This window comes from Pseudomonas sp. UBA1879, assembly GCF_002338065.1.
GTDB lineage: Bacteria > Pseudomonadota > Gammaproteobacteria > Pseudomonadales > Pseudomonadaceae > Aquipseudomonas.
Genome location: NZ_DDHJ01000014.1, coordinates 50,659 through 75,182, shown reverse-complemented (window position 1 = coordinate 75,182; position 24,524 = coordinate 50,659). Strand labels below are relative to the sequence as shown.

Sequence of the window (24,524 nt, the reverse complement as noted above, 5' to 3'; positions counted from 1 at the left end):
TTTCGCCGTTTTGTTACATTTGCGCATCTCGCGGCGAATTACCGCGTTTGGCGACCCTCGTTCGAGGGGCGCCGGTGTCTTTCGTTTGTGTGGGGAGCTAGCTTGTCTACGCCTGTCGAACCCTTGCGCTTGCTGCTTCTGGCGGACACGCCGGAATGGCCAGCTATATTGCGCGAGTGCCTGGCCCCCTTGGGGGAAGCGGTGTTTCTCGACTGCGTGTCGAGCTGGGATGCTATTGGCGACTCCCTTGACCCTACGCACTCTTTCATCCTGTTCACCCCGCCCGCGTTACAGCCTGCAGCCGGTCAATGCAATTGGCCGACCGTGCTGCTGCTCGATGTCGAACCTGATACCGATCCGCTGGGCGTCAGCGACTGGCTGATCCGCGACAGCCTGAACACCCAAAGCCTGCGTCGCTGCCTGCGCCATGTGCGCGAACGGGGGCTGCTGGAAAACACCCTGCAGCGACTGGCCGAGCAGGACCCGCTAACCGGAATCGCCAACCGGCAGGGCTTTCAGACCCTCCTCGCGGCGCGTCTGGCCGAGTTCGATGGCCGTGGCCTGGCGCTGGGGCATCTGGACCTCGACAACTTCCGCCGGGCGAACGATGCACTGGGCCATCAGGCTGGGGATCGCTTGATCCTTCAGGTCGTGGCGCGACTGAAGGGGCAGCTCGAAGCCTGCGATCAACTGGCGCGTCTGGGCAGTGACGAATTTGCGCTGCTGATTGATACCCGACGTGCGCCGGATCGTGCCGTATGGATGGCCGAGCGCATTACCGAAGCGCTGTCCGAGCCTTATTGGGTCGATGGCGAAAGCCTGCTCATCGGTTGCAGTCTGGGAATTGCCCATGCGCGAGCCGACGCAGGCGCCGACCCTTTGATGTGGCACGCGCACATCGCGATGCAACAAGCCAAGGGCGTTCAGGGCTGCACGTTTCACGTCTTCAACGAGCGCATCAATCGCAACGCCCGCAGCCTTGCTGATCTGGAAAGCGAGCTGCGCCGCGCCTTGCGCCGTGATGAGCTGGAGCTGCATTACCAGCCGCGCCTGTGCCTGAATTCCGGAAAAATCCTCGGGCTTGAAGCCCTCGTGCGCTGGCGCCATTCCGAGCGCGGTCTGTTGCCACCGAGCGAGTTTGTGCCGCTGGCCGAGCAAAGCGGGTTGATCGTGCCGTTGGGCTACTGGGTCATTTCCCGCGCGCTGCGCGACATGCAGACCTTGCGCGAAAAAGGCCTGCCACCGCTGCACATGGCGATCAACCTGTCGTTTCGCCAGTTTCAGGACAACCAGCTATTGCCGACGTTGAGCCGTTTGATCAGTGATCGCGGGATCGACGCGCAGTGGCTGGAGTTCGAACTCACCGAAACGGCGGTCATGCGCCGCAGCGATCTGGTCCAGCAGACCATGGATGCGCTGGGGCGGTTGGGCGTGCGTTTCTCGCTGGATGATTTCGGTACCGGGTTTTCATCGTTCGTGCACCTCAACAGCCTGCCGATCACCTTGCTCAAGATCGACAAAAGCTTTGTCGGCGAAATGGAGCAGCGCGAGGAAAACCGCAAGCTGGTGCACGCCATGATCAACCTGGCGCACAACTTGAGTCTGGAAGTGGTGGCGGAAGGCGTCGAAACGCCGGAACAGCTGACACTCCTGCGCAGCTTCGGATGCGATCAGGCGCAGGGGTATCTCATCAGCCATCCGCTGGCGTTGTCGGAGTTGCTGGATTATCTGACGTTCGATAAGAAAGGGCGGGTGACGCTGGGGTTGTAGGTATCGGCGCTTTGTAGGAGCGTGGCTTGTCCCGCGATCTGCCGCAACGCGGCAGTCATTCAAGGCTACTTGTTACAGCTGACACACCGCATCTGCCGGGTTTGCTGCCGGTGCCCGGCAGATCGCGGGACAAGCCACGTTCCTACAGTTGTAATGCTGTGTCTCAGCCCATGACCACAACGCCTGTCGCTTCTTTACGCAGCAGCTTGGCGACCTTGCGTTCAAAGGCGTAGCTCAAGGCCACTGCCGAACACAGCAAGCCCACCGCCAAGCCCCACCACACGCCTTCGGCCCCTTGATTGGCGAGGAAACCCAGGCCCCACGCCAAGGGCGCGCCGACGACCCAGTAGCTCGCCAAGCCAATAAGGAAGGTGGTTTTGGCGTCCTTGAAGCCGCGAATGGCACCCATCGCGATGGTTTGCGTGCCGTCGAGAATCTCGAACCACGCGGCAATCGCCAGCAGCTTCACGGCCAGTTCGACGACGCTCTGGTATTTCGGGTCGTTGAGATCAACGAACAGCCCGATCACCAGATGCGGCGCCACCCAGAACAGAATCCCGAACGCCAGCATCAGCAGCCCGCCGAACGCGATCCCCACGCGACCCGCCATGCGCGCCAACAGCAGATGACCGGCGCCGTAATGCAGGCCGATGCGCATGGTCACTGCGTAGGAAATGCCCACGGGGATCATGAACGCCATCGACACCGATTGCAGGGCGATCTGGTGCGCGGCCATTTGCGTGCTACCCATCGCGCCCATGCAGAACGCGGCGAACGTGAACAGTCCGACCTCCACTGCGTAGGTCCCGCCAATCGGCAGGCCCAGTCGCCACAGCTCTTTGAGGCTGGCGCTCGACAGGTTCATCAGGTCTTTGTGCAGTGGATAGGCCGCATACGCTTTGTGGTAGCGAATGTGCAGCCACAGCGCGAAGGCCATGCCGTTGGTGACGATGGCCGTAACCAGCCCGATCCCCATCAGCCCCCAGTGGGGCAAGCCGAAGAGCCCGTAAATGAACGCGTAATTGAGCCCGAAATTGGCGGCGACCCCGACCAGGCTCACCACCATCACTGGCGTTGCGCGGCCCAATGCGCTGGTGAACCCCCGCAGCGCCATGAAGCTCAGCAACCCCGGCAACGCCAGCGGCAGGGTGAGCAGGAATTGACTGGCCATGTGAACGTTGGCTTCGGCCTGACCGAAGTGCAGCAGGATTGGCGTCAGGTTCCATAGAATGACTGCCGCGACCAGCGCCATGCCCCACGCCAGCCAAAGTCCCGCTTGAGTCAGCCGGGTTGCGCCGAGATCGTCGTTGGCGCCTTTGCGAATGGCCACTAATGTGCCAACCGCTGCCATCACGCCCACGCAGAAGAATGAAACGAAGTTGTAGCTCGCCGCTCCCAGCCCGCCGCCGGCCAGCGACTCTGGGCCGAGCTTGCCCATCATCACGGTGTCGGTGAAGACCATCAGCATGTGGGCCATTTGCGACGCAATCAGCGGCCCGGCCACGCGCAGGATGATCCACAGTTCTTTGAAGGCGTTCTGTTGCATGGCGGTGGCGCTCGGGAGGGGGGAGTGCATGAATGAGCGGCTCATTGTCGTGATTCAGGAAGCAATGCACAAAGGGATAAATACGATCATTGGCATGAGTAAAACTCATCCTGGGATTTTTCCGGTACATTCCCGGAATTCGTCTTCACCCCAAGAGGAAAGCATCCGATGCCTCGCAGTCTTCCGCCCTTGTATGCGCTGCGCGCATTCGAAGCCGCCGCCCGGCATAGCTCGTTCACGCGCGCCGCTGAAGAGTTGTCGATCACGCAAAGTGCAGTCAGTCGGCACATTCACACCCTTGAACAGCACTTCGCCTGTCGCCTGTTTCGTCGCAATGGGCGCAATTTGCAATTGACCGAAGCGGCTCGGGAGTTATTGCCGGGTGTTCGCGAGGGCTTTCTGGCGCTGGAACGGGCGTGCAGCGCGCTGATGGCCGAGGAGGGCATTCTGCGCATGAAGGCGCCGTCGACGTTGACGATGCGCTGGCTGTTGGCGCGACTGAGTCGGTTTCGTCATTTGCAGGTGGGCAATGAGGTGCAATTGACGAGTGCGTGGATGGACATCGATCACGTCGATTTCGCTCAAGAGCCGTTTGATTGCGCTGTGTTGCTCAGCCGTGGGCACTTCCCGCCGGACTGGGAGGCAACGTTTCTGTTTCCCGAACTGTTGATCCCGGTGGGCTCTCCCAGTCTGCTCGACGACGCGCCATGGGACGTCGCGCGGCTTGCCAACGCCGAGCTGTTGCATCCCACGCCCGACCGCAGGGATTGGCGCAGCTGGCTGGAGCGTATGGGGTTGTCGGATCAGGTGTCGCTTAAAGGCGGGCAAGTCTTCGACACGCTCGAGCTGGGTATGATTGCGGCGGCGCGGGGGTATGGGGTTTCAATGGGCGACCTGCTGATGGTGGCCGAGGATGTGCTGCAAGGTCGACTCAGCCTGCCGTGGCGCACTGCGGTGGTCAGCGGAGAAAACTATTACCTCGTCTGGCCGAAAACCCGCCCCGGCGGCGAACGACTGCGCCGACTCAGTGACTTTCTGCAGGCCGAGGTTCAGGCGATGGAACTGCCGGACGTGACGATATTGGAATGAGCGTCGCTCGATCATGGCCGACGGCTGTAGGAGCGTCGCTTGCTGGCCCTGTGGGAGCCGCCGTCGTTAGCCTGGCACGCCGCATACACTGACAGCGCTGCCGTCACCCACCAAAACCCGCGCCCTCTGTAGACACTTCATAACCTCGTGTAGGACTCAAGTATTTTCTGTGTCAGCCGAAGGTGTTATTACAGTGCCGACAACAATCAATCGGCCCCATTGATACCTTTTATTAGAAATTATCCGAACGGTGTGCCTGAGGTCAGGACGATCGAGTCGTTCGGCAAGGAGCTTTTATGCCTCAACCCCGTGCCCGCATTGCCTCGCAACTCGGCATTGCCCTGGCTGCCATTCTGGCGGTCGTCATCAGCGGCAGCACCCTGTTCGCCCTGCGTTCGCTCGATTCGGCAAACCTCGTCATCCGCGAAGAGCACATGGGCAGCGAAGCGCGGTTGTTGGCCGACCAGCTCAATACCTTCCACAGCACCTTGCGCGACAGCACCCAACGGTTGAGCGGGCTGTTCGAGAAGCGCTTCAGCGGCGGCTTGACGCTGCAAGCCGATCAGCAGATCGCAGTGGCCGGGGTTCAGACGCCATCGCTGTTGCTCAATGCCAAACCTCTGAACAACGATTTTGCTGAAGTCGACGAGTTCAGGGCGATGACCGCCGGTGTAGCCACGGTGTTCGTGCGCAGCGGCGAAGACTTCATCCGCATCAGCACTTCATTGAGTAAGCAGGACGGCTCCCGAGCCATCGGCACGGTGCTTGACCACAAACACCCCGCCTACGAGAAACTGCTGGCCGGCCAGAGTTACGTAGGTCGCGCGCTGCTGTTCGACCGGCTATACATGACTCAATACACCCCGGTGCGCGATGCGGCAGGCAAAGTCATCGCCGTGCTGTTCGTGGGCTTCGATTACACCGATGCGCAGAAGGCGCAGTTCGACAACCTCAAGAGCTTTCGCATTGGCTCCACCGGCTCGCTGGCGCTGCTCGACGAACAGAACAAATGGCTGGTACCGCCTGCGGGCGTGAAGGATCTGGATATGGCGAGCAAGACCTTGTCCGAATTCGTCAAAACTCCGAACAAAGGCGGATTCTGGCAAGACGCGGGTGACGATTTCTACACCGTTGCAGAGCCGTTCTCAGGTGGGCCTTGGGTGGTGCTGGCGACCATGCCCAAAGCTGAGATCAGCGCTGTGACCTGGAACGTCGGCACGCAATTGGCGATCGGCAGCCTTCTGGCGATGCTGATTGCCGTGGGTTCTGCGATCTGGCTGTTGCGCAGCAAATTGCGGCCGCTGTCGGACCTGGTGAATCAGGCCGAAGCCTTGGGTGCGGGCGACCTGAGCGTGCGCCTGAACGTCGCGCGCCACGACGAAATCGGCCAGTTGGCCAGCAGCTTCAATCAGATGGGGCAGGCGCTGGAAACCATGGTCTCGCACATTCGTATCGCCGCGCAGGAAGTCAGCGGACGTGCGCAGGCACTGTCCGGGCTGTCGGGCGGTGCCTACGATGGCATGGAGCAACAATCCGGCGAGATCACCAGCATGGCCGGTGCCGTCGAAGAGTTCAGCGCCACGGCCCTGACCATCGCCGATAACATGGGCAACACCGAGCGCTTGGCCCAAGGCAACGCCCAGCAGACGCGCATTGGGCGAGCGTCGATGGAAGAAGCGTCGGCCTCCCTCGAACAGATCGCCGGCTCGCTAGGCAGCACTGCTGCCGTGATCGACATCCTTGGTCAGCGCTCGCAGGAAATCGGCGGCATCGTCAGCGTCATCACCTCCATCGCCGAACAGACCAACCTGCTGGCCCTCAACGCCGCCATCGAAGCTGCGCGGGCAGGGGAGCAAGGCCGTGGTTTTGCCGTGGTCGCCGATGAAGTGCGCAATCTCGCCTCGCGCACCCGTCAGGCCACCGACGAAATCTCCGGCATGATCACCAGCATTCAGCAGGAAACCGGCAACGCCATCAGCACCATGGAACAGGGCAACGCGCTGATGCAGGAAGGCTTGGCGCGCAACGCCAAAGTCGCGGCAGCCCTGGCGCAGATCGACGAACAAAGTCGTTCGGCAGGCGAGCAATTCGCGTCCATCACCACCGCGACCCAAGAGCAAAGCAACACCGCGACGCTACTCAGTGCCAATTTGCAAAGCATCGCGCTGGCCAACAGCGAACAGCGCGAAGTGGTCTCGAACCTGGCCGTGACGGCGCAGGAGTTGAACGCATTGGCGGCGGATTTGCGTAAGGAAGTGGATCGGTTTCGGTAAGGCCTATCAGGTTCGAACACTCTGATTCTGCCCGGAGGGCGTAGGAGCGTCGCTTGCCCGCGACCTGGCGCACTGCAGGCGCAGCGTTGACTGCCGCTTCGCGCCGGATCGCAAGCAAGCTTGTTCCTACGGCCTGGGGCCAGAATCCAAAGCTTGAAACGCTCATCCCGTGGACGGTCGGTACTGCAGCGCCTCGGCAATGTGGTGTCTTGAAATGGCGTCCACCCGCTCCAGATCCGCCAGCGTGCGCGCGACCTTCAGCAGTCGATGGGCCGAGCGAAGTGACAGACTCAAGCGCTCGCAGGCGGTTTCAAGCCAGGCTTCGTCTTCGGGCATCAATACGCAATGCTGACGCAGGGCAGGGAGGTCGAGAAAGGCGTTGGCGCAGCCTTGCCGTTGCTGCTGGCGGTCGCGGGCTTCGGACACGATCTGCGCGGCGCTGGCGCTGGTTTCTCCGGTTTCGGCATTGGCGGCCAGTGAGGTCGCTTCGCGGGCGACGGTCAGGTGCAGGTCGATGCGATCCAGCAGCGGGCCGGACAGTTTGTTGCGATAGCGCTGGATCTGATCGGTGGAGCAGCGGCAGCGCCCGGTCGGCTCGCCGTGATAGCCGCAAGGGCAGGGGTTCATCGCCGCAACCAGCTGAAAGCGTGCCGGAAAGCGCACCCGATCCCGCGCCCGGGAAATCACGATATGCCCTGATTCCAGAGGCTCTCGCAGCACCTCCAGCACGCACCGATCAAACTCGGGCAATTCATCAAGAAAGAGAACGCCGTGATGGGCCAGGGTGATTTCGCCGGGTTGCGGACGACTGCCGCCCCCGACCAGCGCAGGCCCTGACGCCGAGTGATGGGGTTGCCTGAACGGGCGCTGCGGCCAACTGGTCAGGGGCGCATGACTGGCGACCGATTGAATCGCCGCGACTTCCAGCGCCTCACGCTCGTCCAGCGGGGGCAAAAGCCCCGGCAGACGGCTGGCCAACAGGGTTTTCCCGGTTCCCGGCGGGCCACTGAACAGCAGGTTGTGCGCCCCGGCAGCGGCGACCAGCAGCGCGCGTTTGGCGGCAGGCTGGCCTTGCACCTCGTTCAGATCCGGATAAGGTCGGGTCTGCAGAATCAGTCCGTTGGACCTGAACGACTCTATCTTGGTGTGGCCATTGAGGTGAGACACCAACTCCAGGAGATGACTGACCGCAATCACTTTCAGGCCCGACGCCAGGCAGGCTTCTTCGGCGTTCTCTGCCGGAACGATCAACGTATGTCCCGCCTCCCGCGCCGCCAACGCCGCAGGCAGGACACCCTGCACCGGACGAATCTCCCCCGACAGTGCCAGCTCACCGAGACATTCCACGCCATCGAGCGCCAACGTCGGCACCTGACCACTGGCCGCCAGCAACCCCAACGCAATCGCCAGATCGAAACGCCCGCCATCCTTGGGCAAGTCAGCAGGCGCCAGATTCAACGTGATCCGCCGCGCCGGAAAATCGAGCCGACAATTCAGAATCGCCGAACGTACCCGATCCTTACTTTCCCTCACCGCCCCTTCTGGTAGCCCCACCAGCGTCAACGCCGGCAGGCCGTTGGCGAGATGAGTTTCGACAGTCACTGCAGGGGCTTCGACCCCGACTTGAGCGCGGCTGAGAACGATGGCGAGAGACATGAGCGATCCTTGAAGGCAGCACCGCGTCCTGCGGCGTGCTGAAGGATAGTCATGGGGGAGGATGGAAGGGCGGCGCAAGTTCTACGGGGTGTTTCCTACAGCAGCGCATCGTCGTGCTCGGAGTCGTCCACGCCTACAATCCGCCGTTAACGAGTAACGTTAAGCGTTAGCAATGATTGCAAGTTTCAAATGTACGGATACTGAATCGCTTTTTCGGCAGGGCAAGACCCGTGTCTGGTCCTCGATTCTCTCGGTCGTAGAGCGCAAGACGACGATGCTCGATGCCGCGACGTCGTGAGTGGACCTCAAGTCTCCGCCCGGGAATCGCCTGGAAGCGCTCGGCGGCGATCGTAAAGGACAGCACGGCATACGTATCAACGCCCAATGGCGGATTTGCTTTGTCTCGGGCGCCAATGGCCCGGAGAACGTCGAAATTGTCGATCACCACCGAGGTAACCATGACCAAGAATGGAATGCGTCCGGTACATCCCGGCGAGATTCTCATAGAGGAATATCTTGAGCCGCTGAATCTGACGTCAGCTGCGCTGGCGCGCTCGCTCGGTGTTTCTACGCCTACGGTTAACGACATCGTCCTGCAGCGCAGGGGCGTCAGCGCTGACATGGCTCTGCGTCTGGCTGCGTGCCTTGAGACGACGCCGGAGTTCTGGCTGAACCTGCAACTCACCTACGATCTGCGCAAGGCAGAAATAGAAAAAGGTTCAGCAATCAGGGCGCAAGTCCAGCCCATCGCGCACTGCGCTTGAGCACGTTCAACATGCCCGGCCTGCGCCAGTGCATGTCGTGATGTCACTGCTTAACCTGCCCCGCCAACTGCACTTCCATCTCCGCCATCTTCGCTTCCAGTGCCTCAAGGCGGGCACGGGTGCGGGTCAGGACGACCATCTGGCTGTCGAATTCTTCGCGGCTCACCAGATCCAGTTTGCTGAAGCCGCTTTGCAGCAGGGCCTTGAACTGGGTCTCGAATTCATTGCGGGGCAGTGGAGTCTCGCCGTTGAACATGCGCGAAGCGTGGCCGCTCAGGGCATCTAGAAAAGCTTTGGGCGCGAGCATGGTAGTCCTCCGGTATCAGTGGGGCGGCAGTGTAACACGCAGTGTTTAAGGCGATTCGATCCAGCGGCGCCTGCACGGTTTTCGAGCATGAGGGCGTGCACGGTCGCACTGTTGTTGTGCGCAGGTGCGTAGTGATGGCGATCGGTACACGTCTGCTGAGCATTGAAGTGCATTAATTCGCGCATTTTCACGAGATGGCAAGGTTTCTGCTTAGTGGCATATGACCCATGCACTGATGCAGTCGCTGTGACGAATGCAGTGCGGCAGGCGGAGCGGGGAAGTGTTTCGTCAGAAGCGGTTTCTGGATTGACCCGTTCGGGCCTTTGAAGCTTTACGTTACAAAGCCAGACACTGCGCTTAGACTTGAAACGGGTTTGTTTTCCTGGGGCAAGTCCACCAATTCGGGAGAAAGTTTCATGAAGCTAGTCACTGCCATCATCAAGCCGTTCAAGCTGGACGACGTACGCGAGTCGTTGTCGGAAATCGGCGTGCAGGGCATCACGGTCACTGAAGTCAAAGGCTTCGGACGTCAGAAAGGCCACACCGAGTTGTACCGCGGTGCGGAATATGTAGTCGACTTCCTTCCCAAGGTGAAGATCGACGTTGCGATTGATGACAAGGATCTGGACCGCGTTATCGAAGCGATAACCAAAGCCGCCAACACCGGCAAGATCGGTGACGGGAAAATCTTTGTGGTCAATCTGGAACAGGCTATTCGCATCCGTACCGGCGAAACCGATACCGACGCCATCTAAGCCGCCAAACCCAACGCCCCAGGAGAAAACAATATGACTCTGCGTCAATTCGCAGGGCTAGGAGCCCTGTTGTCCCTCGTAACCCCTGGCTTGGCCATGGCGGCGGACGAAGTGACAGCCCCAGCAGCCCCCGTACTCAACTCAGGTGACACCGCCTGGATGCTGACGTCTACCGCGCTGGTGCTGTTCATGACCGTTCCCGGTCTGGCACTGTTCTACGGCGGTATGGTTCGTCAGAAAAACGTACTCTCGGTGATGATGCAGTGCTTTGCCATTACCGGTCTGATCAGCATCCTCTGGTGCATCTACGGCTACAGCATGGCGTTCGATACCACCGGTATGGAAGCCAACGTTATCAATTTCAACTCCTTCGTCGGCGGTCTGTCGAAGGCGTTCCTGGCAGGCATCACGCCTTCCAGCATCACTGGTGCAGCGGCTCTGTTCCCGGAAGCGGTGTTCGTCACCTTCCAGATGACCTTCGCCATCATTACTCCAGCTCTGATCGTCGGCGCCTTCGCAGAACGCATGAAGTTTTCCGCGATGCTGATCTTCATGGCGATCTGGTTCACCCTGGTCTACGCGCCAATCGCGCACATGGTCTGGAGTGGCGTGGGTGGTCTGCTGTGGGACTGGGGCGTTCTGGACTTCGCGGGCGGCACCGTCGTTCACATCAACGCCGGTGTGGCGGGTCTGGTAGCGTGTCTGGTTCTGGGCAAGCGCAAAGGCTTCCCGACCACGCCGATGGCGCCGCACAACCTGGGTTACACCCTGGTCGGCGCAGCGATGCTGTGGGTAGGCTGGTTCGGCTTCAACGCCGGTTCCGCCGCTGCGGCCAACGGCACTGCCGGTATGGCGATGCTGGTCACTCAGATCGCAACCGCCGCCGCTGCACTGGGCTGGATGTTCGCCGAGTGGCTGACCCACGGTAAGCCAAGCGCGCTGGGCATCGCCTCGGGCGTGGTTGCCGGTCTGGTGGCCATTACCCCTGCGGCCGGTACGGTCGGCCCGATGGGCGGCCTGATCATTGGCCTGGCAGCGGGCGTAGTCTGCTTCTTCTGCGCTACCAGCCTGAAACGCAAACTGGGCTACGACGACTCTCTGGATGCCTTCGGCGTTCATGGCATCGGCGGTATCCTTGGCGCGATCCTGACCGGTGTCTTCGCAGCCCCTTCGCTGGGCGGCTTCGGCACTGTGACTGACATCGCGGCCCAAGTCTGGATTCAGTGCAAAGGCGTCGGCTTCACGATCATCTACACCGCGATCGTGACCTTCATCATCCTCAAGGTGCTGGATGCCGTCATGGGTCTGCGTGTCACCGAGGAAGAAGAAGCAGTCGGTCTGGACCTCGCACAACACAACGAGCGTGGCTACAACCTGTAACCACCGCTTCGAAAAAAATGCCCGGGTTTCCGGGCATTTTTTTGCCTGGCGTTTGTCGATAGCCATGACCGCTGATGAGTGATGCGCAAAACCCGTTCAGGCTCGGTTTCACAAAGGCCATTGCAGCGTTTGCGACGGCTTCCAGTTCCGGCTTTGCGGCTTACAAAAAACGTCACTCATTGCGCGCTTTGTTTTTTTTTCCAGCGCGTTAGAATGCGCGCCGAAGGGCGGAGAACGGTATGTGGCAACAGGCCAGAATCACCCTGCGGGCAAGGCCTCGCGGATTTCATCTGGTAACGGATGAGATCATTGCCGGGCTCCCGGGGCTGCATGATTGTCGTGTTGGTCTGCTGCATTTGTGGCTGCAACATACGTCGGCTTCGTTGACCATCAACGAGAACGCCGACCCGGCGGTACGCCGCGATTTCGAGCGTTTTTTCAACCGGCTCATCCCACAGGATCAGGCGGGCTTTGAACACGACGACGAAGGACCCGACGACCTGCCCGCGCACTTCAAAGCCAGTTTGCTAGGCTGCCAATTGACCCTCCCGGTGACGGACGGACGCTTGGCACTCGGGACTTGGCAAGGTGTTTATTTAGGAGAGCATCGCGATTCAGGCGGTGCGCGTAAAGTCCTCGCGACCCTTCAGGGCGAGGCCCACGACCGCTGATGGTTGGCGGTAGTTGAATTTCTTCTGGCTGTCTTAGAAATTACGTACAGCTGGGCTATAACTAATCTGCTTTCGCAAGTCATGAGGTAGAACATGAGCGACGATGACAACGACGATCTGGTTGAAGACGGTCTGGAAGACGAAGAGGACGGTGAGGAGCTTGCAGCTGCTACCGATGACGACGTCACCGAGATAGATGACAGTCCCGAAGCGGCGGCCACTCCAACCAAAGGCAAGGCCAAGGCTGCGGTCTCGGTCGATGAACTGCCTAGCGTTGAAGCCAAGAACAAAGAGCGTGACGCTTTGGCTCGCGCCATGGAAGAGTTCCTTGCCCGCGGCGGTAAAGTGCAGGAAGTGGAGGCCAATGTGGTCGCCGACCCGCCCAAGAAGCCTGACAACAAGTACGGTAGCCGCCCTATTTAAGGGTGTCTGATACCTGCTGAAAAAAAGCCCGCTGTCGCTGCGGGCTTTTTTTTGGGTTGATATGCACTGGCCGCTGTAGGAGTGAGCTTGCTCGCGATGGCAGTTTATCTGTGACATCAATGTTGTCTGACACACCGCAATCGCGAGCAAGCTCACTCCTACAGGGCTGCGCGAATCACTACCAACGGGAAAGCACCTCAGGCAACTCCGTCAAACTCTCGATCTCCGCATCCGGCCGTTTATCGGCCTCCCACGCCTTGCCGCTCGGGTTGTACCAGATCGCGCGCAGGCCGGCCTGCTGGGCGCCTGCGATGTCGTCGCCGGGATGATCCCCGACGTGAACAGCATGGGCGGCTTCGGATTGTCCGCGCTTCAGCGCCTCGAGGAAGGGCGCAGGGTCGGGTTTGCCGATGCCCAGGTCTTCCGCGCACAGCGCGAATGCAAAGTAGTCGGCCAGGCCCAGGCGGCGCACGTCCGCGTTGCCATTCGTGACCACGCCCAAGGTGTAGGACTTGGTCAGAATCTCCAGCGTCGGCACCACTTCAGGAAAGATATCCAGCTTGTGACGCCCCTGAAGAAACACCTCGAAACTCTGTTCGGCCAGGTCCTGCGCCTCAGCGTGGGCATAACCTGCGTCTTCCAGCGCGTGAAACAGCACACGGCGGCGCAGTGCACTGATGCGATGCTTGAAACTGGGGTCGGCGTCGACCAGACGCGCGCGAATTTCCCACAAATGCTCGACTGGAACCGGACCCAGTTTCGGGGCATTTTCGGCCAGCCAGTCCCGCAACATGGCTTCTGCGCTGACAATCGCCGGTGCGGTTTCCCACAGGGTGTCGTCCAGGTCGAACGTGATCAGCTTGATGCTCATTCGGAAGGATCCTTGCGTTTGGCCCGTGGGTGGGCGCTGTCGTACACCGTCGCCAGATGCTGGAAATCCAGATGGGTGTAGATCTGAGTCGTTGTGATGTCCGCGTGGCCGAGCAACTCCTGTACGCCACGCAAGTCCTGCGAGGACTCCAGCAGATGACTCGCAAACGAGTGTCGCAGCATGTGCGGGTGCAGGTTTTGACCCAGTTCGCGCTCGCCGGCGGCTTTGACTCGAAGCTGAATCGAGCGCGGCCCAAGGCGCCGCCCTTGCTGGCTGATGAACACGGCATCGTCCAGGGGATTGGCCAGTACGCGCTGTTTCAGCCACGCGTCCAGTGCCTCGCGGGCTTTCCGACCCACTGGCAATACGCGCGTTTTGCTGCCTTTGCCGAGGACTTCGACCAGTCCATCAGCGAGGTCCAGCTGCGCGCAGTTCAGCCCGGTCAGCTCCGACAGTCGAAGCCCTGACGAATAAAACAATTCGAGAATCGCATGGTCACGGCGGGCGAGAAATTCGTCCTCGACGCCCCCTTCCAGCAGTTGCAAGGCGCGGTCGGCGTCCAGCGTTTTGGGCAGTCGGCGTTCACCTTTTGGGGGCGACAGGCCATTGGCTGGGTCGTGCTCGCACAGACCTTCGCGGTTGAGGTAGTGATAGAAGCCGCGCACCGCCGACAGCAAGCGGGCGATGCTGCGCGAGGATTGGCCATCCTGATGCAGCCGCGAAACGAGGCTGCGCATGGACTGAACGTCCAGCGCTTTCCAGCTCTCAATGTGCTGTTTTTCACAAAAGCCCAGCACCTTGCTCAGGTCACGGCGATAGGCTTCCAGGGTGTGGCTGGACACTTGGCGCTCACTGCGCAGGTGCGTGCAGTAAGCGTCCAGCTGCCGTTCCATGACTAGCGCACCGAGCGCAGAGCATTGGTGAAACGCGGCAGCAAGCGGCTCAACACGTCAGCGATGTACGTGAGGAACAGCGTGCCCACCGAGCTTTTGTAATGTTGCGGATCACGGCTACCAATGGCGAGTACGCCGTGCAAGCCCTGGTGGTTCAGCGCAACGATGGCGGTAGAGCCGACTTCCTTGCTCTGATCGGCGCCGAACAGAAACTCCAGCTCATGTTCACGCAGCGCTCCACAGACGGTTTTGCCGCCGGAAATCAGACCGCCGATGGCTTTTTGTGCGTCGGCGCCGCTGACCCAGCGACCCACTGTCATCGGGTTGTCGCTGAACAGAATCAGGCTCACGAATGGTACCTGGAATTCCTGACGCAGGCTGTCTTCCACGGCGATGACGATTTCTTCCAGGCTCGCAGCATCCATCAGGTCGAGGATCAGGCGACGGGTTTTCTCGAACAAACGGTCGTTGTCTCGCGCCACGTCCATCAACTGCGACAAGCGATGGCGCATCTCGATGTTGCGCTCGCGCAAGAGCTTGAGCTGGCGTTCGACCAGCGAAACGGTGTCGCCACGCTGGTGTGGAATGCGCATTGCGCTCAGCAGGTCGTCATGCTCGGCGAAGAAGTCCGGGTGTTGTTGCAGCCAGGCCGCAACGGCCTCGGCTTCAAGGGCAGGCGCTTTGGTATCGGCGGGTTCGCCGGGCGTGTCGGTTGAAGTCTGAGGCTCATCGGTCATCGGATACTCTCACTCATAGACGTACTTGGCCTTCGTAGACCCGGACGGCCGGGCCGGTCATCACGACCGGATGCCCCGGACCTGCCCATTCGATGGACAGACGCCCACCCGGCAGATCGATCAGCAGTGGCGAATCCATCCAGCCCTGGCTGATGGCAGCAACGGCGGCCGCACAGGCGCCTGTACCGCAGGCCTGCGTCTCGCCCGCGCCGCGTTCCCATACCCGCAGTTGAGCGCGCTGACGATCGACTACGTGCAGGAAGCCCACGTTCACCCGCGCCGGGAAGCGCGGATGATGCTCGATTTGCGGCCCGAGGCTATGAACCGGCGCGTTGTTGATGTCATACACCCGCAGCACCGCGTGGGGATTGCCCATCGATACGGCGGCCAGTTCAACGCTCTCGCCCTCGACATCCAGCGTGTAGCTGAGGGCCTGTTGCGGCGCATCGAAGGGAATGTCTGCGGGCACCAGTCGCGGGGCGCCCATGTCGACACTGATCTGGCCGTCGTTGCGGATATCCAGTTCGATGATGCCGCCTTTGGTCTCGACTCGGATCTGCTTTTTGGCCGTCAGGCGCTTGTCCAGCACGAAACGGGCGAAGCAACGCGCACCGTTGCCACACTGTTCGACTTCCGAACCATCGGAATTGAAGATCCGATAGCGGAAGTCGACGTCAGGGTTGTTTGGCGCTTCGACCAGCAGCAGTTGATCGAAACCGATGCCCGTATGCCGATCGGCCCATTGCTTGGCGTGTTTGGGCAAAATGTGCGCGTGCTGGCTGACAAGGTCCAGCACCATGAAATCGTTGCCCAGGCCATGCATCTTGGTAAAACGCAGCAGCATGGGAATTACTCCGGCAGCAGGCTTTCGCCGGCATACAGCTCAGTCACGGTTTCACGACGACGCACTTCGTACGCCTGGTCGCCATCGACCAACACCTCGGCGGTACGTCCGCGTGTGTTGTAGTTGGAACTCATGACGAAGCCATAGGCGCCCGCGGAATGCACGGTCAGCAGATCGCCTTCGGCCAGCGCCAGCGCGCGGTCTTTGGCGAGGAAGTCACCGGTCTCGCAGATCGGGCCTACGATGTCGTAGGCGCGGGCAACGCCATCACGTGGCTGCACGGGCTTCACATCCATCCAGGCTTGATACAGCGCCGGACGGATCAGGTCGTTCATGGCGGCATCGACGATGGCGAAGTCTTTGTGTTCGGTGTGCTTGAGGTATTCAATGCGGGTCAGCAGCACGCCTGCGTTGGCGACGATGAAGCGGCCCGGCTCGAACATCAGCGCCAGGTCACGCCCTTCGATGCGCTCGCGCACGGCTTTGATGTAATCGCCTGCCAGCGGCGGCTCTTCATCGCGGTAACGCACGCCCAAACCGCCGCCCAGATCCAGATGGCGCAAGTGAATGCCGCAGTCGCTCAGGCGATCGACGAGATCCAGCAAACGATCCAGCGCATCGACGAACGGGGAGAGGGTGGTGAGCTGCGAGCCAATGTGGCAATCGACGCCAATCACTTCCAGATTGGGCAGCTGAGAGGCTCGAATATAGACGTCTTCGGCGTCAGCGATGGCGATGCCGAATTTGTTCTCTTTCAGGCCCGTGGAAATGTACGGGTGGGTGCCCGCATCGACGTCCGGGTTGACGCGCAGCGACACCGGGGCGCGCTTGCCCATCTCGGCGGCCACGATCTGCAAGCGTTCCAACTCGTCGGTGGACTCGACGTTGAAGCAATGCACACCGACTTCCAATGCACGGCGCATGTCGTCCCGGGTCTTGCCGACGCCAGAAAAGACGATTTTGTCTGCCTGTCCGCCTGCCGCCAGCACACGCTCCAGCTCGCCACGGGACACGATGTCGAAACCGGCGCCGAGGCGCGCCAGGACATTGAGGACACCCAGGTTGGAGTTGGCTTTGACCGCGAAGCACACCAGATGCGGCATGCCACTCAGCGCATCGGCGTAAGCGCGGTATTGGGCTTCGATGTGGGCTCGGGAATAGACATAAGTCGGCGTGCCGAAACGATCGGCGATGGCAGACAATGCAACTCCCTCCGCGAACAGCTCGCCGTCGCGGTAGTTGAAGGCGTCCATGGTCAGTCCCTAGTAGGTCGAATGCTTATGCGAGTGCGACTGGTTCTGGCTGCCAGGTGCATCGGATGTTTCACCATCGGGCAGGTACAACGGACCTTTTTGACCGCAGGCAGAGACCAGGCACGCAACGGCGAGGAGCGCGGCCAGGGAGGAAATCAGGCGCTTCATGGCGAAATCCTTTGTATAAGCATTAATTGCGCCCGAGTATACCGACCACCCGACAGATTGCCTATGCGCCACGGCTCCCGTCCGGCGGGGCTTTGACGCAACTGCCGGATATGTGGGTGATGGTCGCGTGTTTTTTGGCGCGGCGCAGTGCTGCCCGGCGGGTATGCTTTGCAATTGGCTCAAAGCGACCGTATCTTGCGTCGCTGCGCCATCCGTAGACACTTTCGAGGTTCTTGCAATGAGTTTGACCGAAGCCCGCTTTCACGACCTGGTCGATACGACCCAAGAAAAGCTCGAAGATATCTTCGACGAGACGGATCTGGACCTGGACGTCGAAAGTTCGGCCGGCGTGCTCACGGTAAAGTTCGAAAACGGCACACAGCTCATCATCAGCCGCCAAGAGCCGCTGCGTCAGTTGTGGCTGGCTGCGCCCGCTGGTGGTTTTCACTTCGACTACGACGAAGAAGAAAAACGCTGGGTTTGCGACAAGTCCGAAGAGCTGCTGGGTGAGATGTTGCATCGTCTAGTGTTGAAGCAAGCCGGTGTCGAGGTTGAGTTCGATGCGGTCGACGGTCACGAAGACGGGAACCGCCAGTGACCAACGCCGCACTCGTGAAAGCCCCCAAGCCGCTGTTCAGCAACGTCAGTCCGGCGGTGCCATCACCGTGCATCAGCGTGTGCCGACTCGATGAGCAGAAAGTCTGCACAGGCTGTCATCGTCACGTCGAAGACATTCGCGAATGGCGTGCGGCGACGGATGAGCGGCGGCGCGAGATTGTGCGCCAGGCGGATCAGCGTCGGGCACAGGGTTGAACTGATCGCCGCACCGGGGTTGCTCACGCCTCTTCCATCGCATCGTTCAGCGACTTTTCAAGCTCGGCCTTATAACGCAGGAACAGGATCGTCTGGCCCCGGGTGTCCGCCAAAATCGCTGACAAGTCCAGGTCTGTGATGTAGCAGCGATAGCGTTGCGGCTCCCGGCGCTGATCGAGAATCTGCCGCGCCACGACACTGAACAGCTGTTCGCCGAATTCCAGTTCTGAAAACTCCATCCCATCGCAATACAACGTGACGCTGACCTGTCCCGGCGAGGCTTCCTCGACAATGGCCTGCACATCGTAGAACGGCTTGTCCGTTGACAGGACCGGCCCGAGCCGTTGCTCGATCCGTCGCGCCCGCCCAGCCCCGTCCGGCGTCACGCGGTAATACAGGGTTTCGAGCAGGTGCGGATCGAGCGGGTTGTCTAACGGCACCAATGCGCCGCGCCGGAACATCAGCGAGTGCAGGAAGCGTTGCACCGGCATCAACAGGCTGGGCTCGTCGTGGTACGGCAGGCGCTGATGCCACAGCGCGTTGTGTTCATCCAGCACGTACAGATCGGCGTGGGGCTCGTTGACCCGGTAGAAGACCTGGATGCATTCCGGCTGACCATGGGGAATGATCAGCGAAAGATCGCTGTCGTCCAGCGCCTGCGGGTCCAGATGAATCGGGCTGTAACCGGGCAGCTCTTCGCCGAGGTAATCGTAGAGCGCGGGCAGATCGTTGAGTGTGACATGGGCGACTTGGCCGGGCTTCATCTCCATGACGTGATAGTGATGCTGAACTTGAATCAGGTACCGATGATTCAGGCCGCGAGCGAGCAACAGCTGCGCCGTCTGAATCAGCTCTTCGACACGCTGGGCAATGGCCGGAGCTCGGTTATGGCAGAAACAGCGGACGTTGATGACCGGTTTCGGCGACGTGGCGGGCAGGTTATTGAGCAGGTCGGTCAGGCAGTCGAGCAGGGCGTTCGGACCCTCGAAGCGGTTGACCAGTACTTCGTTCCAGCTGTTCAGGGTGATCTGGTCGAAGGTCAGCACCAGGTTTTCCCTGACCCCGGCGTAACTCAGGGAGTCCGTGCGCTCGGTGGTCATCAGGATGTTCAGGTCCTTGTGATGCTTGAGCGGATCGACGCCGACATTCACCAGCAGCAGGATTTCGCTCGGCGCGCTGGGCCGCAGCAGAACGTCTTCAGGCACTGTGCCCAAGGGCATGGGAATGCTGTGTTGCAGCGCGCTTTGCAGGTTGAACAGCTCGAATTCGGTCAGGTCGCTGGTACCGGGATGCAGGGCGAGGCGGGTGCTGCTGTCGATCACGTTATTACGATGGCACCAGGCGAGCAGCTCCAGCAGCTCGCGACTGCGCTTGATCGGGGCGAAAGACTCCCACTCGTGGGCACCCAGATTGCCGTTGTACAAGCCCCATTGATACTTGCCGGGCTCGCGCTTGTTCGGTGACTGCACCAGCGTCAGCGTGTCTTCGGCCAAATCCGGTGAAATTCCCGGATTGATGAACTCGACCTTGCCGGCCTTGCGTTCGAACGCGGCGTAGAGCCGACGACCCAGGATGTTTAGGTCGCGTCTGTTGATTGAATTGATCGTGTTTTGCGTGCGAGCGAACTGGGTCAGGAAGCGATAGCTGTAATTCAGCTCGCTGACCAGCGCACGGCGCTCGCTTGAAACCTGGCGCACTTTCCACTGACTGCGGCTGTCCAGCAACGCCAACTGGCGCTCATCCCACTTCCATTCTTTGGCCAGACGCTCCAACAGCAGCCGCTGCCAGCTCGTCGTACGCTGACGTCGCAGCCCGGTGAGCTTTTTGTTCACCTTCAGGTACAGACAGCGGCGTACGAGTTCGAGCCGTTCAGGTTCCCCCCGCGCCAGCAGGTATTCCTCGATCCGGCGATACACCATCATGTACGGATCAAGCTCGTCGAGATCCACGCGATTGGCAAAGACCTCCTTTTTCAGGCGCATGCTCAAGCACTGCACCTGGGGATGCTCGCTGGCATAGGCTTCGGTCAGCAGCAGTTTAAGGACGGATTTGTAGGGCGATTCAATGCCCTTGAACAGCTGCCAGAGCCCCGCACCGAGGAATTCTCCAGGGGGAATGTGGGACATGTTGCCCAGGTCCAGCACTTCATCCTCCCGAATGAAGCGTTTGGACAGCAGCGTATGGGTGTACTGCGCGTAGCGTGTCTCGTCGTAAACCGGCACCCGCCACCAAATAGGCGTTCGTCCGGCCAGCCAGATCGCAGTGCGGTAGAACTCGTCGAGCAACAAGTAATGCTGAGTCGTTCCACAGTCCTCACCACTGAGCTGCGCGTCCCGTTCGCCAAGGACAAAGCGCTCAGGGTCGATCAGGAAAAAATGCGCTTCGGCGCCCATCGTGGCGGCCCAGGCTTCCAGCGCTTGGCATTTTTTGCGCAGTTCCAGGATTTCGTCAGCCGAAAGCTGGCTGTCGTGGCAGATCCACACGTCCATGTCGCTGTGGTCGGCTTGCGCCAGCGTGCCGAGGCTGCCCATGAGAAAAATGCCGTGGATCGGCTGCGGTGGGTTACCTCGCCGCGGCTTGTAGGAAAACGAGCGTGTGAGCCGTTGTGCTTCGGCGAGTGCCAGGGTGTCGGGTTCGTAATGTGACACCCCAGCGGGCGTTGCGCTTGAGATGTAGCCGGGCAAAAGCGGGTGATTGACGTGGAAGAACAACGGCAACAGCGCTAACACCGATTGTTGGCGGGTGGACAGCCCTTCATTGGCGCGGCTGAGCCGCCCTTCATTGAGGGTCAGGAAACGGTTACGCAACTGGCTGAGGACCTTGCGGTCGATGCCCTCATCCAGATCAGGGCGGATCTCGAAACTACGGGTCATCGTGACTCAAAGCCGACGAACGGCACTGCTGGGGTGACGAGGATGGCGACGGCAAGAAGATCCAGCATAAGACGACGGCTGTGTTTTTTTTGGCGCCAGAATTTTATCGGCGCAGCATCTTACAAATGAAGGGTTCGCGAAACCTTTATTTGATGGGGTGGATAAAGGTTTCGCGACGGCGCGGTATCAGGCCGCTTCCTGTGCCGTGGAGAGGATGATCAGCAGCGATTGTGCGTGTTCGGCGGCATCCAGTCCCAGACTGGTGAGGTAGCCTCCGTCGACCTGAGTCGTCAGGCCTTTCTCGAAAAGACGTTTGGCGGCAGCCACGGCAGTCGGCGCGGCCACATGATGCACCTTCAGGCCCTCCTGTGTATTGCGCAGGTTAAAGAGGGACAGGATTTCCAGTTCGGCAACCAATTCAGGGGTAAACGACATAGAGGCTCCAGACTTTTTGTAATGGATGACCCGGCGAAGGAATCGCAAACGTGTTTGCCCCGAAGGTCAAGCGGCAGCGAGGCACCTGGAGTGTAGTTAGCGTCTGGACATTTTGCAGGAAGTATCTGGCCGGTCGTCAGGTGGGAGGGCTTAGCGAAATCTGTAGGAGCCGGCTTGCTGGCGAATGCGGTACATCTTTCAACATTGCAATGTCTGAAAGGACTCATTCGCCAGCAAGCCGGCTCCCACGGTCTTCAGCCAGAATCAAACCGTGATCGCCGGAAGAACAGTTGAGGGTTGTTTACTCGCCCTCGTCCAGCCTCACACCTGGCGGCATTTCAGGCAGAGCGCGCAGGGCTTTTTCGTACCATTCGGTGTTGAACGGGCGATCGTCTTCGAGAATGCCGTCGATCTCGACGGCCAGGACGTGGGCCATCATTTCGAGAATGTCGTCGCGCTCGTAACCCACCAGGGTCAGCTTGTTGAACGTGGCTTTGGCCGCAGGTGGGTTGTCACTTTCGATCTGGTTTTCGATGGCTTGGATCAGGGTCGATTCAGCGAACGCTTCGTCGTCATTGTCGATGTGGTCGCTCATGGCGGACTCCTCGGGAAAGGCTGGCAGTTTAACTGCAATCGCGGCTCAGGTGATCGTCCCGGCGCATGATGCACGTCAAGTTCAAAGGCGTAACAGGTTGTTAGGGTCTGCTCGCTCGCGCCTGGTACGCATGTCGGTCCGGGTTGAAATGACCGCTTCAAGAAAGGCCAAGGAGGCCTGTCAATGTTCAAGCTCTACGGATTCGCCTCAAGCAACTACTTCAACATGGTCAAGCTGGCATTGCTGGAGAAGCAACTGCCGTTCGATGTCGTGTCCATGCATGGCTGCCAAAACCCGGAAACCCTCGCAGTCAGTGCGCGGGGCAAGGTGCCGGTTTTGCAGACGGAAGAGGGATTCATCAGCGAAACCGACGTCATCCTGCGTTACCTCGAAGACACTCACCCTCAGATCCCGTTGCTGCCTGCCGACCCGTTCCGTCGCGCACAGGTGTGGACGACGGCGAAGGAAATCGAACTTTACATCGAGCTGCCTGCGCGACTGTGCTACGTCGAAGTGCTGTTCGGCGGGCGAGCAACGCCGGAAGCGCTCAAGGCGAAAGCCAGGCGCGACCTGATCAAGGGCTTCGCCGCGCTGGCGAGGCGGGCACGCTTCAGTCCCTTTCTCGCAGGCACTGAATTCACCTTGGCCGATATTTATTTCCTGTACAGCGCGGATCTGGCGCAACAGGTGGGCGAGCGCTTGTTTGGCTTGAACCTGATCGATGAGGTGAGCGGCGCGAGGGATTTACTGGAACGGCTGAACGAGCGGCCGAGCGCCCGCATCGTTGCGGCAGACCGGGAAGCGGACTATCCGGCGTTTCTGGAGAGGGTAAGGCCTGCAGGGAGCGCATGACTGCGCTTTTGTAGGCCTGCTTGCCCGCGATTGCGGCGTGTCACCAACGAACGGATGATGACACGCCCTCATCGCGGGCAAGCGCGCTCCTAAGATTCGAAATCAGCGGGTCGCGAGCAACTGCTTGCCGCGTCCCACCGCAGCCTTGACCTGCGCCGGTGCGGTGCCGCCGATGTGGTCCCGGGCGTTCACCGAGCCTTCCAGCGTCAGCACGGCGAACACATCCTGCTCGATCTGATCACTGAACTGACGCAGTTCTTCCAGCGTCATTTCTGCCAGGTCCTTGCCAGTCTCCACCCCGTATTTGACGGCGTGGCCGACGATCTCGTGGCAGTCACGGAATGGCAGGCCACGGCGCACCAGATAGTCAGCCAGGTCGGTCGCGGTCGAGAAACCGCGCAGGGCCGCTTCGCGCATGATCGCGTGTTTCGGTTTGATCGCAGGGATCATGTCCGCAAAGGCCCGCAGCGAATCGCGCAGGGTATCGGCGGCGTCGAACAGCGGCTCTTTGTCTTCCTGATTGTCCTTGTTGTACGCCAGCGGCTGACCCTTCATCAGCGTTAGCAGGCCCATCAGCGCGCCGAACACGCGGCCGCTCTTGCCACGGACCAGCTCCGGCACGTCAGGGTTTTTCTTTTGCGGCATGATCGAGCTGCCGGTGCAGAAACGGTCCGGCAGATCGATGAACTGGAATTGCGCGCTGGTCCATAGCACCAGCTCTTCGGAGAAGCGCGACAGGTGCATCATCGCCACGCTGGCAGCGGCGCAGAATTCGATGGCGAAATCGCGGTCGGACACGCTGTCCAGCGAATTGCCACCCACGGCTTCGAAGCCCAGCAGCTGGCAGGTCAGTTCGCGATCGATCGGGTACGTGGTGCCCGCCAGCGCTGCGCTGCCCAGCGGCATGCGGTTGGTGCGCTTGCGGCAGTCAACCAGACGCTCATAGTCGCGGCTCAGCATTTCGAACCAGGCGAGCATGTGATGCCCGAAGGTGACCGGCTGCGCGGTCTGCAGGTGAGTGAAGCCCGGCATGATGGTCTCGGCTTCGCGTTCGGCCAGGCCCAATAGACCTTCTTGCAGGCGCGTGATTTTGGCCAGGATCAGGTCGATTTCATCACGCAGCCAGAGGCGAATGTCAGTGGCCACCTGATCGTTACGGCTGCGACCGGTGTGCAGTTTTTTGCCGGTGATGCCGATGCGGTCGGTCAGACGCGCTTCGATGTTCATGTGCACGTCTTCCAGGTCCACGCGCCAATCGAAGGTGCCCGCTTCGATTTCACCCTGAATGGTCTTCAGGCCATCGATGATGGTGTCGCGCTCGGCGTCAGTCAGCACACCGACTTTCGCCAGCATCGTGGCGTGGGCGACGGAGCCCATGATGTCGTGGCGGTAAAGGCGCTGATCGAAGGTGACGGAGGCGGTGAAGCGTGCGACGAAGGCGTCGACGGGTTCACTGAAGCGGCCGCCCCAGGACTGGTTGGTCTTGTCGGTGCTCATGGTTTCGCTCGCTGCTCTGATGATGACGGTGCTGATTTAAAAGGCGCGGCGATGATAAC

The 24,524-nt window shown here is 60.5% G+C and carries 24 protein-coding genes and 1 pseudogene; 12 read left to right on the top strand and 13 right to left on the bottom strand.

Annotated features, from left to right (window positions below; all coding sequences use genetic code 11):
* Positions 1-102 precede the first annotated feature (102 nt).
* A complete protein-coding gene (locus tag B3N48_RS13805; protein ID WP_296184598.1) occupies positions 103-1,770 on the top strand; it encodes a putative bifunctional diguanylate cyclase/phosphodiesterase in 1,668 nt (555 codons plus the stop codon).
* A gap of 163 nt (positions 1,771-1,933) precedes the next feature.
* Here B3N48_RS13805 and B3N48_RS13800 read toward each other — a convergent pair whose 3' ends face one another.
* Positions 1,934-3,316: a NorM family multidrug efflux MATE transporter gene (locus B3N48_RS13800; RefSeq protein ID WP_296185006.1), complete on the bottom strand. Its 1,383-nt coding sequence runs from the start codon at positions 3,314-3,316 to the stop codon at positions 1,934-1,936.
* Between the two features lie 168 nt (positions 3,317-3,484).
* Here B3N48_RS13800 and B3N48_RS13795 point away from each other — a divergent pair, with 168 nt between their 5' ends.
* Both B3N48_RS13795 and B3N48_RS13790 read left to right on the top strand, forming a co-directional pair.
* Positions 3,485-4,405, top strand: a complete 921-nt coding sequence (locus tag B3N48_RS13795) for a LysR substrate-binding domain-containing protein (RefSeq protein WP_296184596.1) — start codon at positions 3,485-3,487, stop codon at positions 4,403-4,405.
* Between the two features lie 296 nt (positions 4,406-4,701).
* Positions 4,702-6,678 (top strand): methyl-accepting chemotaxis protein, encoded by a 1,977-nt coding sequence (locus B3N48_RS13790; RefSeq protein ID WP_296184594.1) that lies wholly within the window; start codon positions 4,702-4,704, stop codon positions 6,676-6,678.
* A gap of 162 nt (positions 6,679-6,840) precedes the next feature.
* Here B3N48_RS13790 and B3N48_RS13785 read toward each other — a convergent pair whose 3' ends face one another.
* Positions 6,841-8,334, bottom strand: a complete 1,494-nt coding sequence (locus tag B3N48_RS13785) for a YifB family Mg chelatase-like AAA ATPase (protein ID WP_296184593.1) — start codon at positions 8,332-8,334, stop codon at positions 6,841-6,843.
* Between the two features lie 172 nt (positions 8,335-8,506).
* Here B3N48_RS13785 and B3N48_RS13780 point away from each other — a divergent pair.
* Both B3N48_RS13780 and B3N48_RS13775 read left to right on the top strand, forming a co-directional pair.
* Positions 8,507-8,782, top strand: a pseudogene (locus tag B3N48_RS13780) (type II toxin-antitoxin system RelE/ParE family toxin); the annotation flags it as partial.
* Positions 8,783-8,792: 10 nt separating this feature from the next.
* On the top strand, positions 8,793-9,098 hold the full coding sequence (locus tag B3N48_RS13775) for a HigA family addiction module antitoxin (RefSeq protein ID WP_296184590.1): 306 nt from the start codon (positions 8,793-8,795) through the stop codon (positions 9,096-9,098).
* A gap of 43 nt (positions 9,099-9,141) precedes the next feature.
* On the opposite strand, the gene B3N48_RS13770 is transcribed toward B3N48_RS13775, so the two are convergent.
* Positions 9,142-9,405, bottom strand: coding sequence for an accessory factor UbiK family protein (locus B3N48_RS13770; RefSeq protein ID WP_296184589.1), 264 nt, complete (start codon positions 9,403-9,405; stop codon positions 9,142-9,144).
* Between the two features lie 416 nt (positions 9,406-9,821).
* On the opposite strand from B3N48_RS13770, the gene glnK reads away from it, so the two are divergent.
* From glnK to sutA, 4 genes are all read left to right on the top strand, one after another.
* Entirely contained in the window at positions 9,822-10,160 is a 339-nt protein-coding gene (gene glnK / locus B3N48_RS13765; RefSeq protein ID WP_002555808.1) for a P-II family nitrogen regulator, read from the top strand.
* A 33-nt stretch (positions 10,161-10,193) separates the two neighbouring features.
* On the top strand, positions 10,194-11,540 hold the full coding sequence (locus tag B3N48_RS13760) for an ammonium transporter (protein WP_296184588.1): 1,347 nt from the start codon (positions 10,194-10,196) through the stop codon (positions 11,538-11,540).
* Between the two features lie 239 nt (positions 11,541-11,779).
* Complete coding sequence (locus B3N48_RS13755; RefSeq protein ID WP_296184587.1) at positions 11,780-12,211, top strand: secondary thiamine-phosphate synthase enzyme YjbQ; 432 nt, start codon at positions 11,780-11,782, stop codon at positions 12,209-12,211.
* A gap of 93 nt (positions 12,212-12,304) precedes the next feature.
* Positions 12,305-12,634, top strand: a complete 330-nt coding sequence (sutA, locus tag B3N48_RS13750) for a transcriptional regulator SutA (protein ID WP_296184586.1) — start codon at positions 12,305-12,307, stop codon at positions 12,632-12,634.
* A 178-nt stretch (positions 12,635-12,812) separates the two neighbouring features.
* Here the strand turns inward: sutA and B3N48_RS13745 are convergent, their stop codons facing one another.
* Genes B3N48_RS13745 through lptM form a run of 6 tightly spaced genes read right to left on the bottom strand, consistent with a single transcriptional unit; the run spans position 12,813 to position 17,400 of the window.
* Positions 12,813-13,505, bottom strand: a complete 693-nt coding sequence (locus tag B3N48_RS13745; protein ID WP_296184584.1) for an HAD family hydrolase — start codon at positions 13,503-13,505, stop codon at positions 12,813-12,815.
* Positions 13,502-14,398, bottom strand: a complete 897-nt coding sequence (gene xerC / locus B3N48_RS13740; protein WP_296184583.1) for a tyrosine recombinase XerC — start codon at positions 14,396-14,398, stop codon at positions 13,502-13,504. Before xerC ends, B3N48_RS13745 begins: the two co-directional genes overlap by 4 nt.
* A 2-nt stretch (positions 14,399-14,400) precedes the next feature.
* On the bottom strand, positions 14,401-15,135 hold the full coding sequence (locus B3N48_RS13735) for a DUF484 family protein (RefSeq protein WP_296184582.1): 735 nt from the start codon (positions 15,133-15,135) through the stop codon (positions 14,401-14,403).
* A 13-nt stretch (positions 15,136-15,148) separates the two neighbouring features.
* Complete coding sequence (gene dapF / locus B3N48_RS13730) at positions 15,149-15,979, bottom strand: diaminopimelate epimerase (protein ID WP_296184581.1); 831 nt, start codon at positions 15,977-15,979, stop codon at positions 15,149-15,151.
* 5 nt (positions 15,980-15,984) lie between these two features.
* A complete protein-coding gene (gene lysA / locus B3N48_RS13725) occupies positions 15,985-17,232 on the bottom strand; it encodes a diaminopimelate decarboxylase (RefSeq protein WP_296184580.1) in 1,248 nt (415 codons plus the stop codon).
* A 9-nt stretch (positions 17,233-17,241) separates the two neighbouring features.
* Positions 17,242-17,400, bottom strand: a complete 159-nt coding sequence (gene lptM / locus B3N48_RS13720) for an LPS translocon maturation chaperone LptM (protein WP_296184579.1) — start codon at positions 17,398-17,400, stop codon at positions 17,242-17,244.
* Positions 17,401-17,638: 238 nt separating this feature from the next.
* Between lptM and cyaY the strand changes: the two genes are divergently transcribed.
* Positions 17,639-17,998 carry an iron donor protein CyaY gene (gene cyaY, locus B3N48_RS13715; protein WP_296184578.1) on the top strand — a complete coding sequence of 120 codons (360 nt, stop codon included), beginning with the start codon at positions 17,639-17,641 and terminating at the stop codon, positions 17,996-17,998.
* The gene (locus B3N48_RS13710) at positions 17,995-18,213 is read left to right on the top strand and encodes a DUF1289 domain-containing protein (RefSeq protein ID WP_296184576.1); all 219 of its coding nucleotides are present in this window, start codon (positions 17,995-17,997) and stop codon (positions 18,211-18,213) included. Before cyaY ends, B3N48_RS13710 begins: the two co-directional genes overlap by 4 nt.
* A gap of 23 nt (positions 18,214-18,236) precedes the next feature.
* On the opposite strand, the gene B3N48_RS13705 is transcribed toward B3N48_RS13710, so the two are convergent.
* The 3 genes from B3N48_RS13705 to B3N48_RS13695 all read right to left on the bottom strand — a co-directional run bounded on the left by B3N48_RS13705 (position 18,237) and on the right by B3N48_RS13695 (position 22,116).
* Entirely contained in the window at positions 18,237-21,086 is a 2,850-nt protein-coding gene (locus B3N48_RS13705) for a class I adenylate cyclase (RefSeq protein WP_296184575.1), read from the bottom strand.
* A gap of 186 nt (positions 21,087-21,272) precedes the next feature.
* Entirely contained in the window at positions 21,273-21,521 is a 249-nt protein-coding gene (locus B3N48_RS13700) for a TIGR02647 family protein (RefSeq protein WP_296184571.1), read from the bottom strand.
* 301 nt (positions 21,522-21,822) lie between these two features.
* Positions 21,823-22,116, bottom strand: a complete 294-nt coding sequence (locus B3N48_RS13695; RefSeq protein WP_296184568.1) for a hypothetical protein — start codon at positions 22,114-22,116, stop codon at positions 21,823-21,825.
* Positions 22,117-22,299: 183 nt separating this feature from the next.
* Here B3N48_RS13695 and B3N48_RS13690 point away from each other — a divergent pair, with 183 nt between their 5' ends.
* A complete protein-coding gene (locus B3N48_RS13690) occupies positions 22,300-22,968 on the top strand; it encodes a glutathione S-transferase family protein (protein WP_296184566.1) in 669 nt (222 codons plus the stop codon).
* 102 nt (positions 22,969-23,070) lie between these two features.
* Here the strand turns inward: B3N48_RS13690 and argH are convergent, their stop codons facing one another.
* Positions 23,071-24,465 carry an argininosuccinate lyase gene (gene argH, locus B3N48_RS13685; RefSeq protein WP_296184563.1) on the bottom strand — a complete coding sequence of 465 codons (1,395 nt, stop codon included), beginning with the start codon at positions 24,463-24,465 and terminating at the stop codon, positions 23,071-23,073.
* Between the last annotated feature and the right edge of the window lie 59 nt (positions 24,466-24,524).